The following is a 12,285-nucleotide window of genomic DNA, read 5'->3' as shown; positions in this document are numbered from 1 at the left end:
GTCAAGGCCACAACAGGCATTTTTTGTAAGGCTGGATTTTCTCTCATCTTTTTCAGGACTTCCAGTCCATCTATTCCAGGCAACTGGATATCCAGTAATACGAGGTCAAACAGATCATTCCTGACCCGTTCCAACGCCTCTGTGCCATCCACAGCTTGTGTGACCTCCATTCCATTTGATTGCAATAGGAAAGTCACTAATTCCATATTCATGGGATTATCTTCTACTACCAGGATGCGTCTCATTATATTCCTTCTGATCATGCGATTATTATGAGTTTTTGTTTATACGTTCACTATATATGGGTAGCTATTTATATTTAATTATAGTATAAAAAACACAGTAAACCCTCTCCATAAAATAAACAAGTAACCCCTCATTTCAAAAAACCTGTTGTTCTCCCTTTTGACTACAACAAGCAACCAATGAAAGTTCTAAAGATCATGATCTTTTGTTACATAATTGCACTGAATGATGGAAAAATGAGTTTTGAACCAAGTTCTATCAGAAGACTGTTTCACCATAGGAAACCTTGATATCATAATGCCCCATAGTTTTCATTTTCGCAAAACATATACTGCAACAGAGCATCTATGTAAAGGATGAGCACCCAAAGGATCAAGGAAATTACAGTTAGCACACTGAAGCAATGGAGAGATAACAATTCCATGACCGATAGTGCAGCTCTGTCTTTTTATTTACTGATGAGCCTGCCAGCCATTCTGCTCTTCTCCGTATCCATAGGAAGCCTCTTCCTGGGGTCCGGGCAAGTCCCGGCTAACATTGCGGAATATATGGAAGGGGTCGTTGATCCCACTTTACTTGTATCACTAAATACTTTTCTTACAAATGTGCCGGAAACCGCCTCTCTGTCTTTAAGTGCATTGACTGGTATCCTCCTTTTGATGTGGAGTGCAGGGAACGTGTTTAGGCAATTCAAGAAATTCCTGGATAAGATATGGAAGGTTCCGGTTTCAAAAGGTAATTTTGCCAGGAACTTTCTGGAAGATATGGTGCTTTCACTGCTAACAGTAGTAATTTTCGGCGGACTCGTTGTGGTCAGCACTTTGCTGGAAGCCTTGATGCTAACGGGTTCAAGGCTACTATATACACACATTCCATTTTCCGGTGGTATCCAATATGCCGGCACAATTGCAGCTTTTATGGTCCTTGTGATGCTTTTCACTTTTATCTATCTTGTATTGCCTGATGTTGATCTATGTCTGATATGTGTAGTAAGCGGTTCTGTTATGACCGCTTTTCTGATAACCATCGGAAAATACGCCATAGTGTTTTACATGGCCCATAGCGACCTGACTTCTGTCTATGGTATCATTGGCTCAGTGATAGGCCTATTGTTATGGATATACTATAGTTCCATTGTCATAACCATGGGAGCAGAGTTCATTAAGGTCTATTCAAGCTACTTATCAGAACCATGAAATAAAGAATAGACCCCATCTTTTCTGGATCATGAGCATAAACTTAAATCCTTATCTCCAGAACATTATATGAGGTGGTTTCATGCCAACAATAGTGCATCTGGATATTCCGGCAGATGATCCGGAAAGAGCGAGCAAGTTCTATTCGAAGCTTTTTGACTGGAACATTGAACTGAATTTAGAATTTGAGTATTATATGGTCCGGACAAAGGGACTGGACGGTGCCGATGGTCCGGGCGGAGGCATAGGAAAGCGACAGGGAGATCAGAAAATAACAGCTTATATAGGCGTACCTTCAGTGGATGAGTACATCGCAAAAGTGGAATCGTTGGGCGGAAAGAACATCGTTCCCAAGATGGCAGTGCCGGGAATGGGTTACCTTGCAGTGTGCCTGGATACCGAAGATAATACTTTTGGTCTGTGGGAAGATGACCCGGAAGCGAAATGAACAGTAAGATCAATATTTGAAGTTAACCTCTTTTAATTCATGTTCTGTAAAAGCGATCGCAACTGTTATAGGGAAGTGCTTCCCGGAATCAGCATGAAGACGCTTGTCCACGGAGAACGTACTCTGATGACAGAATTCCGGTTGAAGAAAGGAAGCATCCTGCCTTCACATGAACATTTGCATGAACAGACAGGTTATCTGGTGTCAGGTAGGATGGTTCTGTCTATCGGGAACGCCACATACGAAGTGATCAGCGGTGATTCGTGGAATATCCCAGGTGGTGTTTCACACTATGCGGAAGTACTTGAAGACTCAGTGGCCATCGAAGTTTTCTCTCCCCGCAGGGACGAATACATTCAATGATCATTGTTCAAAACAGAGCTCAGTTATGGAGCATTGCTCTTTGGGCCATCAAAAGCATAATACATTATATCTTCTATGGAATCCACATATTCCACACGGATCCCTATATTCTCTTCAATGTAAGGCTTGGCATCAATGATCACTGGCCTCCTTTCGATTATGGAAAAGCCACCTATGTTCTTCTCGGCATAAGTATATTGCACAAGCTGGCTGTTTTCCTGTGGTAGCAGAAGCAGTTGCTTGCCGCCATCTTTTGCTGCCTGGGCTTTTTCCAGCACACCCCCGATCTCACCAATATGGCCATATTGATCGATCGTACCGGTCAAAGTGATGCTATCGTTCAATTGCTCATTATTAATGGCTGAGATCATGATCAATGTCATCAGTGCACCTGCGCTGGGCCCATCTACTGCCGGTACTTCACCAGGTGCAGTTATACTGAATATGGTATCACTGACCATCAGATTTGCACCTGTCATATTCTGTGCCACGAAAACAGCTGTATTGGCTGCATCCTGGAACACTACGCCCATGAGAGGTTTTGTTTCCACAAGGACCCTGCCTTTGCCTTGGTCCACCTCGACGGAAATGTTCATCAGTGATCCTTTTTCAGTTACTATCTGCCTGATGAAAGGTCCATCTATGACCTCTTCAACACTCTGGTACACGGCAGGGGCCTGCAGGCTGGCACTTCCTTCATATCCATCCGCTGAAAGGCCCATGCTGGCTCTAAGCTCGTTCACCTGCTGCCGGTAAAAATCAACCTGAGAAGCATATGACTGGAGAGATACATTATCCTGGCTTATTTGCGCATCCAGTACCTCATTTTCTGCTTCAAGGGAATTGATCTGCTCCTGCAACAGTTGTACCTGCTCATCTTTCACAGGTTGCTGTACTGCCAGCAGGTAGAGATTTGCAGTGAGCGAAATAATCAGTAAAAGGATCATTGCCCCTTTTCTCATGATAATCCATACGACCTTTAGAGTATATACGTTTTACTTTTACTTGTTTGCGGATTGTGTTTAAAAGTTCATGTCAAATCTCATCATAATGATTATTTATATTTATAATATTTCGGATATATTTATATAGCCAAACAGCAAAGGATAGCTTGTACAGGAGCCATAAGGTGGCTACCGAACGAAAAGAAACATTGGATCTATCGTTGTAACAGTGGTATGATAAACGAAACATCATTTATGAAAAACGAGAGGTGGTATAAATGATAGCAAAAACAATTAAGCTAGGAGTATACGGCTGCATAATCGCCGCAGCAGTGGTCTATGCTCAGTTCAACAACAGGTAATGTGAGATCGAGCGGAAACTCACATTACTATTTTGAATATATATCCAAACAATACGGATCTCCACAACATTGAGTGGGCAATTTTTAGTTATCTACTATACTTTTATAACTTTTTAAGTATAAGTGTACTTCATGGTTAAAACCGAACAAATCCCAATAGAGCATCATCTTTCTTTGCAAAAGAAACAAAAACTCCCATTTTCTCACACCAAAAAGCACTGTTTCCCATGCTCATGTTCTCTCAATATCCCAAGGGCATCCATAATTATTACTCATATACAAAGTTTAGATCGTTAAAACTGAAAATGAAAAAAGACAGTTATCTTATCTCGCGCCTAAAAGGGTCATACCTGAACCCGAAACCCAGGTATCTCAGGGACAGGAAAGCCATGAGCAGCACAAGGACGATGGAAAACGCTCCGACAATGACCATAAAGCCATAGTACAGGATACCCATTTCTGAAGGACCCCCACTCAGCAGCGGAAAGAGGCTGAAGGGCTCGCTATACAGCGGATACAGGTACGTGATGATACCGCCGTCAATGTCGTCCAGGATCAGGTGGAAGAGTGAGGCAGCCGCTGCGAATACTCCCACTGCCAGGGCTTTGTTCCGCTGCCTGTACATCATCATGCCTGGAATGACGCCGCCGACAAAGGCAATGCTGGAGAACAGCAATGAATGTGTGGGGAAGGAACCAATGGTACAGTGATCACCCCGGGCACCGTACAGGATCAGATTGATGACCGCCGATATATCCGGGAACAGCGAGAAAAAGCTGCCTATGGCCAGCAATGCCAGGAAATACCACCAATCACTGCGCTGTACCTTTCCTTGGCGGAAAGCCTTCGCAAAACCATACAGAGCTACTGGGAACAGCAGCAGTACGAAGAATGTCAGGTGTCCGAGAGGATAGGGCATATAATTAGATATTAATAGAAATATTTTATAATACTGTCGGTCAGTTCTATCCTAAACGAACAATATTCGCAAAGGTCCGAAGGTTTGTGATCCACATGATATCACTTTTCATTCCTTGCAGTATCTGTGGCCTCTACCCCTTTCGAAGAGCATCCGGATATCACATCGGTCTTGTCATATCGCGGTTCTGCATCCGTTACTCCTGGTTTGAAAGGCCGGTACCTGAACCCAAATCCCAGGTAGTTCAGAGACCATATGGTCATCAGCATTATACACGATACGAAAAGAACGATGACCATGCCTGCAAGGTTATAGTACATGAAGTTCACTTCTGCCAGGTCAACGTCCGCATAGGAGAACAGGTTCATGGTCCTGTTGTAAAAAGGATAGAAATAGGTAATAGCACCATCGGCCACATCATCCAGCAGCAGGTGCGAAAGGGATGCAGCCCATGCAAATATTCCCAGCGCCATAGCTTTGCCCCGATGCCTGTATAACAGCAGGCCTATAAGGGCTGTACTGAAGAAAGCAAGGCTGCAGAACACTAAAGAATGAGTGGGCACTGGTCCTGCCATGGTGTGGGACAGAGTGCCATGCAGCAAAAAATTCCACACAGCAGGTATGTCCGGCAGCAATGAGAAAAAACCGCCAAGCATAAGCAGCAATACCAGATGCCACCAATCGGTCCAATGTACCCCCTCTGACCGTGCAGTATTCGCAAAACCGTACAGGGCCGATGAAGAAAAGCAGAACACGAAGAACATCAAATGTACGATGGGATATGGCATACAGCATAAATTCTATCTGAACATTTAAGAATTTAATCTCCCGACCCCTGCAGGAAAAAAGGAACTGCATATCTTTACCACTTCAATGTAATATACATTATCTTATATTTTCCACAGCATTTGCATCAGATGTCTGGATCCCTCTTGAGACACATCGGGACCTCACACTGCTATGACCACTATTTGTTCCTGATCCGTTTTGAAGGGGATGGTACCTGAACCCAAAGCCCAGATAGTGCAATGACATCAGGGACATGAGCAGTACGCAGAAGATAAAGAACACAGAGACGATACCAGCCAGGTTGTAGTACAGGAAGTTCACACCTGAAAATTCCACGTTCACATAAGAGAACAGGCTCATGGGTTCGTTGTGTAGCGGGTAGAGATAAGTAAGACCGCCCTCTGCAATATCGTCCAGAAGCAGATGGGAAAGGAAAGCCGTCTCCGCGAACATACCCAGTGCCAGTGCCCTGTCACGATGCCTGTATGCCAGCAGGCCTACAATGAACGCTCCACAGAATGCTACGGTCCCGAATACCAGTGAATGCGTCGGTATCGGCCCTGCCATACCGTGTTCCAGATTGTCGTACAGGAAATAGTTCCATACTGCCGGTATATCCGGCAACAATGAACAAAAAGCACCCACCATCAGCAACAATAGAAAATGCCACCAATCCCTCCGGGAAACTCCGCCTCCCAGGGCAGACTGCATAAATCCGTACAGCCCGGGCAGGAATATACAGAACACAAAAAACATTATATGTACGACAGGGTATGGCATGAAATATTAATATAAATTTAATTAATATATAATTAGCGAATGAAATACTCTTCTTATTGAACTGGTCTCAAAACTCAGTTTACTGTCGATTCATATAATTATTAATTTTAAAAAATCATTATGCTCTAAGCTTTCGTTACTCGTCCGTTAGGATATAAAGAAGAATAAAACTTGTCCGCGGGAATGCTACTTTTGTACGGAGGTAAATTATAATTATATGAACATGTTTTCATAAAATGTTTTAAAAAGGTTTATATAGTGAGTCTGTATAACAGTTAAGTTGCATGTTGACCAGCGTCGTATCCACAATCGCAGTGAATGCAGTATCATCTACTACTACGGCTGCCGGAGCTATATCCATGACAACGCCCCTCGGGCTTTCTCAGTATGGTGTACTGGCTGTCATTGGACTCATAGCTTTCCTTTCAGCAAAGGAGATACTGTCAGCTTGCGACAAATGGAACAACAACATTAACTGCTTGCTGGACATGAGCATATTCCCGCTTTTAATTTCTTTCGCAGCTATTGTAATATATAAAGTAGCAGAGATCATCTGAGTTATTTGCTCCGACGATCCTATTTAAAGAGGCCTTTCCTGCATGGGCAATGGCTATTCTGCATTCTTTGTCGACAGATGCTGAGCACTGGATATGGAACAGGACTCTTTTTAAGAAACATATACTAAGTACTAAAAAAGATAGAGAGGAGGTTGCATGCCCTCCATTAATCAAAACCCAGTGACTTTAAGAACTTGTCGAGTAGCGCGCTTAGAGAATCCATAAAACTCTGAGGTTCAGTTTCTGGCATCATTTCTTCCGTTACATTTGGTTCCGTCACATTAGTTTCTGGAGAAACTTCTGGAAGTGATCCCAGAGGCAATTCAGGCTGTGTTTGAGTGTCAATCACTCTTGCTTCTCCTTTACCGCCACCTGCACCTTTTTTATTACCGGTCTTCGGACTTAAGGTAACTACCCTTGTTTGATCGCCTATGTCAATGGTAAACTCGCCCGCAGGCACATAGTCCGTCTTGTAAGAATACTTGAATCTCCCTTTCTTGTCAGCCTGGATATTAATCTTTGCTGTCATTATGACCTGTACCGGATCTGTGCCTTCGGTTTTACCGCTGACGACCAGATCATATCTGCCTTTAGGGATGTTGGACATGGACATAGTAGCCGTACCTGCTGATGCTTCCAGTGTCCTGTGCAGATCGATACCCAGGATCTTTGTGGATATGGTGAGATCCTTTGCGCCTTTTACGGTAATGATTGAGTTAGTTGTACTTTTTGGTATTGATACCTTGCCAGGATCATATTTGTATTCGCCGTTTGATGCCGCGGCATTTTGTACGAAGGTGACACTTGCGGAAAGCACCTCATTTGGAGAAGCAGTTCCGTAAATAGTAACACTGTCCCCAACATACGGATTTTCCGGGGATATCTGTAAGTCGGTCACAGCGGCGGCAGCACAGCATACCGACAGCAATACGGTTAATAGTATACTGGCCGGTACAATGGAAGTACGGGCAAGACTGTAGATGTCATTTTTTGAACATATTGATAGAATCTTCACTAAACAACCTCCTCTTCTCTGCATTAAATGCACTATAGGACCTTTATATATAAATTTAGCATTTACTTAAACTTATCTATTTTATTGCGGAGTTCAATTTTAGCTCTAATTTTTGCTCAGAAGGATATTTTTCCATAAGTATCCGGCTGCCTGAAAACATAACAAAGCTCCATATTTGATGGAGATGAACACAAAACCCCTTACAATAACTTCCCCCATAGAAGAATAACCGGATATAGCGGCTTAATTTGGCTCAAAAGGAGAGCAAAAACCATATTTACCATAGCTGCCAATCAGGTTAAATCAAGTGGGGTATATTGTCAGGGACACTTCCTGAAAATACCATTGAAGGTGACAAATATGGCAGGAGACAAATTAGAGAAAGGAGCGATCCTACAGAGAGACAAGGAAACATACGCAATAGCGCCACAGATACCCGGAGGCATAGTGACTCCCGACCTGTTGCGCAAGATCGCGGATGTGGCAGAGAAGTACAATGCAGCAGCCATGAAAATGACATCTGCACAGAGAATAGCCATAGTGGGGATCAAGGAAGCTGACCTGGATAACATCTGGAAGGACCTGGATATGAAACCTGCAGCGGCCATCGGGTTGTGTGTAAGGAGCATAAAGATCTGTCCCGGTACCACATTCTGTAAGCGCGGACAGCAGGACGCCGTCGGCTTGGGTCTGAAACTGGATGAAAAATACCACGGCCTGCAACTTCCTTCCAAGCTTAAGATGGCAGTCGCAGGATGCATGAACTCCTGTTCAGAGCCGGCAATCAAGGACATAGGCATTCTGGGCACTCCCAAGGGTTACACACTGATGGTTGGGGGCAGTGCCGGCATTAAACCAAGGCTTGCAGATATAATTGCTGATGAACTGACAGAAGAAGAGGTCCTTGACATGGTGGACAGGATCATCAACTATTATAAGAGCCATGCCACAAAGCACAGGCTTGGCAGGTTCATCGATGAGATCGGACTGGAAAAGTTCAGGAAGGATATAGGGCTGTGAACAGCCCATAAGCTCTTTTTTAAAAGATCATTGTTCTCAAGCCATAAGATCATGAAAATATGGCTGCTGATAGATATAATGTAATGAAAATCTTTAAATATAATAGACACTACAATCATGCAACCATAGCGGTTACTCGAGAGTAGACCAGATTCAACTTTTATAATAGTTACTTGTTCACATTAATAAGGAGAAGATAAATATGGACTATTTTGCAGGTATATCCGATGCATTAAGGGTCACATTTGTGCAGATGATGCTACTGTCTATCATTGCAATTGGTATCTTTATTGTAGGAATGTACATCAACTTAAAGAAATGGAGTATGGGCTCCACAGGATATGGTCAGGCACCATCGAAAAGCATCTGGGCGTTCCCTAAGATGCTCATGTACCAGATGAGCCAGCATGCACATGTTCACAATCAGTCGGTTATTGAAACGCTTGTTCTTGACATTCTATTTCAGAGAAGGATCCTGAGAAGAAGTCCTCTCAGATGGTTCATGCACTTCACTATTTTTGTCGGTTGGATGGTCCTTTTTGCAATGTCCGGCGCGATGTTCTTTGTTGAAATGACCCACATGATCGGTGAAAAGATAGGATTCGCTGAGGCACTCCCCTGGTTCATGAACCCGGAGGTTTTCAGAGAACTGCTCGCAGTACCCAATGACATATTCAGTTACATACTGCTTATAGGTGTTGTAATTGCAATATACAGGAGACTGTTCGTTGCAAAGGCCAGAGAATCCACTATCGCATATGACTCCATCCTTATCATCGGACTTGCCATAATAACGATTTCAGGTTTCATTGCAGACGGTATAAGGACCGGCAGGTTCTGGGGCTTTGGCATAGACTATGCATATGCACCACCTGCAGCACTGTTCCATGTGGTCATCTCTCTGCTGTTCTGTATAGCATACATACCCTTCAGCAAATACATACACGTAATAGCCATCCCTCTTACACTGCTCGCAAATAAGGGAGGCGAATAAAATGGCAAAACGTCAGCCGTCTATAAACACTGAGAACTTCACAGCAGTGCAGCTCATGGAACTGGATGCCTGCAGCAGATGTGGAGAATGTGTCAACTGGTGTCCTACATACGATGCTTCCGGTCAGAACCCGGGACTTGCACCCAGAGATAAGATCCTCAGGTGGGCCGAGTTCATGAAGAAGTCCTACGGACTGCGTGCCAAGCTTTTCGGTCCAAAGCAGATCCCACTGGAAGAGCTTGAACAGTTCAAGAACGACGTGTACGGATGTACCACATGTGGTATGTGTGCTACTGTATGTGAATCTGCCATAAACACCGTGGAACTATGGGAATCCATGCGCGCAAACCTTGTTAAGAGTGGTATAGGCCCCTTTGGTAAGCAAGGCATGTTCCTGAAGCTTATTGGAGAATACAAGAACCCATACATGGCAGACAATAAGGACAGGGTCAACTGGTTCCCAAAAGACATCAAGGTAGAGGATAATGCAGAAGTCCTGTATTTCGGCGGATGCACTGCTGAACTTAAGCAAAGGAAACTTGCCCTTGCGACTGCCCGCGTGCTCAACAAGTTGGGAATAAAGTTCACAATGCTTGGAGAGAACGAGATCTGCTGCGGTTCAGCACTTATAAGGACCGGCCAGTATTTCATCAATGACACTGCAAAGATAAATGCACAGAAGAACATCGATAACATCAAAGCAAAGGGTGCAAAAACAGTTCTTTATGCATGTGCAGGATGCTACAGGGCTTCCCTTATTGACTGGCCGCGTCTGACCGGCAAGGAACTACCATTCAAGGTAGTCCACGTCACTCAGTTCCTCCAGGACCTTATCCAGAAAGGAGAGATCAAGTGGGAGAAGTCAATTGACAAGAAGGTAACATACCATGACCCATGCCACCTTGGTCGTCATGTAGGCGTCTTCGAGCCTCCGAGAGCAGTTCTTCAAAGTATCCCAGGTATAGAGTTTGTGGAAATGGAAAGGATCGAGGAGAACCAGCGCTGCTGCGGAGCAGGAGGCGGTGTGAAAGCCGGTATTCCTGACCTTGCACTGGGTGTGGCAAGGACAAGGGTCGAAGATGCACTTGCAACACAGGCAGACCTGCTGTCAAGCGCCTGTCCGTTCTGTAAGAGGAACCTCAGTGACGGAAGGGATGCTCTTGGTTTAAAGGAACTTGAAGTTGAAGATGTGGTGGTGCTTGTGGCAGAAGCCATGGGGATCGACCTGAGCGACACTCCTGCAGAGTGAAACTCACAGGTCCCTTTTTTAAGATACAGCACCTGAACAAAAAGTGTAAATGAGATGAAAAATGCAGATTCCCTATGAAATATTGGGAAAAGTATTCATATTACTGGCCATTGTTATCATTATAAGCATCGGCGTAGCCTTATTGTTAGGGGCTTACAGTTTCAAACGCAAAAGGATACTTTTCCCGAATTTCGTGCTTTTTATGCTATACCTGTTCTATGGTCCTGCTAAGTGGATCTGCAGACGGTTTTCTATTCGAGATACCATTGTTGACGAGATCCTGATAGAACTAAGGAACGCTCTTATGCTGGACAAGTTCCGCAAAGCAAAAGGGCTAAAAGTGGTATTCCTGCCTCAATGCCTGCGCCATCCCGACTGCAAGGCTCGATGCGATCCTATAGAAGGATACCAATGCAAGAAATGCGGAAAATGTGATATTGGAACTGTATGTAAGGCCGCTGAAAAATATGGTTTCAGAGTTTTCGTCATCCCGGGTGGAAGTTTTGTAAAAAAGATACTGAAAGTACACAGGCCTCAAAGTTGTATCGGCGTGGCCTGTTATCCGGAACTCTCTGAATCCATGCAAGGAGTTGCGGCCTATATGCCGGTACAGGGAGTATGTCTGCTTAAGGATGGCTGCTTCAACACTGAAGCGGATGTTGAAGAGATAATAAGGAAAATGGAGGGATCCTGTGTATAAAATAATAGGCGAGATCGTTTTCGTTCTTATTATCGCCTCTGTCATGCTGATCGGGATCGCCCTTGTGGTCAGCCGTATGAGCCTTAACAGGAATGTCTGGCTTGCAGGTTCTTTTGCAGAGGTCCTTGATTTCTTTTATCTGCCGATCAAATATTTTTTCTATAAGTTCTCTGATCCAAAAAAGCTCGATAAGTGGATGGTCTCCCTGAAGAACATAGCTCATAGGAATGATTTCCATAGAACGAAGAACCGTATAATTCTGGCACCTCACTGCATGCGTTCCATGGACTGCCCTGCACATTCCACAAAAGAAGGGATACAATGCGTGGCTTGTGGCAAATGTGTTTTTGAAAAGCTCGGCAAGGACGCACAGAAATATGGTTACAGATTGTACATAATCACAGGTTCTTCTTTTGTCAAACATATCCTGCACGATGGGACAATAGACGGTGCTCTGCTAATAGCATGTGACTACGAACTGATTAAAGTAATGCAGGCATTCAAAGGCACAAAAATAGTCACATATGGCATCTCAATGCTGAATGACGGGTGCTACAATACAGAAGTGGATTATAACAAGGTGACCCGGGTTTTTGAGGACTTTGCAATAAGTGGAACAGTACAGTCTGTATAATAAATATCGGAAGCAACCGTTCCCTTGAATTTTGAAACTCATTGCTTGCAAGGGGATCTAGATGTAGTA

At 44.0% G+C, this 12,285-nt stretch carries 15 protein-coding genes; 9 read left to right on the top strand and 6 right to left on the bottom strand.

The window, feature by feature from the left end; translation table 11 throughout:
• Positions 1-245 (bottom strand): response regulator (locus A4E24_RS07625; protein WP_292352688.1); only part of this gene is annotated, 245 nt, incomplete at its 3' end.
• A gap of 357 nt (positions 246-602) precedes the next feature.
• Here A4E24_RS07625 and A4E24_RS07620 point away from each other — a divergent pair.
• From A4E24_RS07620 to A4E24_RS07610, 3 genes are all read left to right on the top strand, one after another.
• Positions 603-1,442: a YihY/virulence factor BrkB family protein gene (locus tag A4E24_RS07620; RefSeq protein ID WP_292352687.1), complete on the top strand. Its 840-nt coding sequence runs from the start codon at positions 603-605 to the stop codon at positions 1,440-1,442.
• 82 nt (positions 1,443-1,524) lie between these two features.
• On the top strand, positions 1,525-1,890 hold the full coding sequence (locus A4E24_RS07615; RefSeq protein WP_292352686.1) for a VOC family protein: 366 nt from the start codon (positions 1,525-1,527) through the stop codon (positions 1,888-1,890).
• Positions 1,891-1,983: 93 nt separating this feature from the next.
• Positions 1,984-2,253 (top strand): cupin domain-containing protein, encoded by a 270-nt coding sequence (locus A4E24_RS07610; RefSeq protein ID WP_292352685.1) that lies wholly within the window; start codon positions 1,984-1,986, stop codon positions 2,251-2,253.
• Between the two features lie 23 nt (positions 2,254-2,276).
• Here the strand turns inward: A4E24_RS07610 and A4E24_RS07605 are convergent, their stop codons facing one another.
• The 4 genes from A4E24_RS07605 to A4E24_RS07590 form a co-directional block, all read right to left on the bottom strand.
• Positions 2,277-3,215 (bottom strand): S16 family serine protease, encoded by a 939-nt coding sequence (locus A4E24_RS07605; protein WP_292352684.1) that lies wholly within the window; start codon positions 3,213-3,215, stop codon positions 2,277-2,279.
• Between the two features lie 663 nt (positions 3,216-3,878).
• Complete coding sequence (locus A4E24_RS07600) at positions 3,879-4,478, bottom strand: metal-dependent hydrolase (RefSeq protein ID WP_292352683.1); 600 nt, start codon at positions 4,476-4,478, stop codon at positions 3,879-3,881.
• Between the two features lie 101 nt (positions 4,479-4,579).
• Positions 4,580-5,266, bottom strand: a complete 687-nt coding sequence (locus A4E24_RS07595; RefSeq protein ID WP_292352682.1) for a metal-dependent hydrolase — start codon at positions 5,264-5,266, stop codon at positions 4,580-4,582.
• 97 nt (positions 5,267-5,363) lie between these two features.
• Positions 5,364-6,047 (bottom strand): metal-dependent hydrolase, encoded by a 684-nt coding sequence (locus tag A4E24_RS07590; protein ID WP_292352681.1) that lies wholly within the window; start codon positions 6,045-6,047, stop codon positions 5,364-5,366.
• Positions 6,048-6,331: 284 nt separating this feature from the next.
• Here A4E24_RS07590 and A4E24_RS07585 point away from each other — a divergent pair, with 284 nt between their 5' ends.
• On the top strand, positions 6,332-6,604 hold the full coding sequence (locus tag A4E24_RS07585; protein ID WP_292352680.1) for a hypothetical protein: 273 nt from the start codon (positions 6,332-6,334) through the stop codon (positions 6,602-6,604).
• A gap of 166 nt (positions 6,605-6,770) precedes the next feature.
• Here A4E24_RS07585 and A4E24_RS07580 read toward each other — a convergent pair whose 3' ends face one another.
• Entirely contained in the window at positions 6,771-7,619 is an 849-nt protein-coding gene (locus A4E24_RS07580) for a hypothetical protein (protein ID WP_292352679.1), read from the bottom strand.
• Between the two features lie 360 nt (positions 7,620-7,979).
• Here A4E24_RS07580 and A4E24_RS07575 point away from each other — a divergent pair, with 360 nt between their 5' ends.
• The 5 genes from A4E24_RS07575 (at position 7,980) to A4E24_RS07555 (ending at position 12,216) form a co-directional block, all read left to right on the top strand.
• On the top strand, positions 7,980-8,639 hold the full coding sequence (locus tag A4E24_RS07575) for an NAD(P)/FAD-dependent oxidoreductase (RefSeq protein ID WP_292352678.1): 660 nt from the start codon (positions 7,980-7,982) through the stop codon (positions 8,637-8,639).
• Positions 8,640-8,841: 202 nt separating this feature from the next.
• Positions 8,842-9,633, top strand: coding sequence for a disulfide reductase (locus tag A4E24_RS07570; protein WP_292352677.1), 792 nt, complete (start codon positions 8,842-8,844; stop codon positions 9,631-9,633).
• A 1-nt stretch (position 9,634) separates the two neighbouring features.
• Entirely contained in the window at positions 9,635-10,882 is a 1,248-nt protein-coding gene (locus A4E24_RS07565) for a (Fe-S)-binding protein (RefSeq protein ID WP_292352676.1), read from the top strand.
• 61 nt (positions 10,883-10,943) lie between these two features.
• Positions 10,944-11,582, top strand: coding sequence for a DUF116 domain-containing protein (locus tag A4E24_RS07560; RefSeq protein WP_292352675.1), 639 nt, complete (start codon positions 10,944-10,946; stop codon positions 11,580-11,582).
• On the top strand, positions 11,575-12,216 hold the full coding sequence (locus tag A4E24_RS07555) for a DUF116 domain-containing protein (RefSeq protein ID WP_292352674.1): 642 nt from the start codon (positions 11,575-11,577) through the stop codon (positions 12,214-12,216). Before A4E24_RS07560 ends, A4E24_RS07555 begins: the two co-directional genes overlap by 8 nt.
• Positions 12,217-12,285: the final 69 nt, after the last annotated feature.

Origin of the sequence: Methanomethylovorans sp. PtaU1.Bin093 (assembly GCF_002067275.1) — an archaeon.
In the GTDB taxonomy this organism is placed as follows: Archaea; Halobacteriota; Methanosarcinia; order Methanosarcinales; family Methanosarcinaceae; genus Methanomethylovorans.
This window is presented reverse-complemented; position numbering and strand designations above follow the sequence as displayed.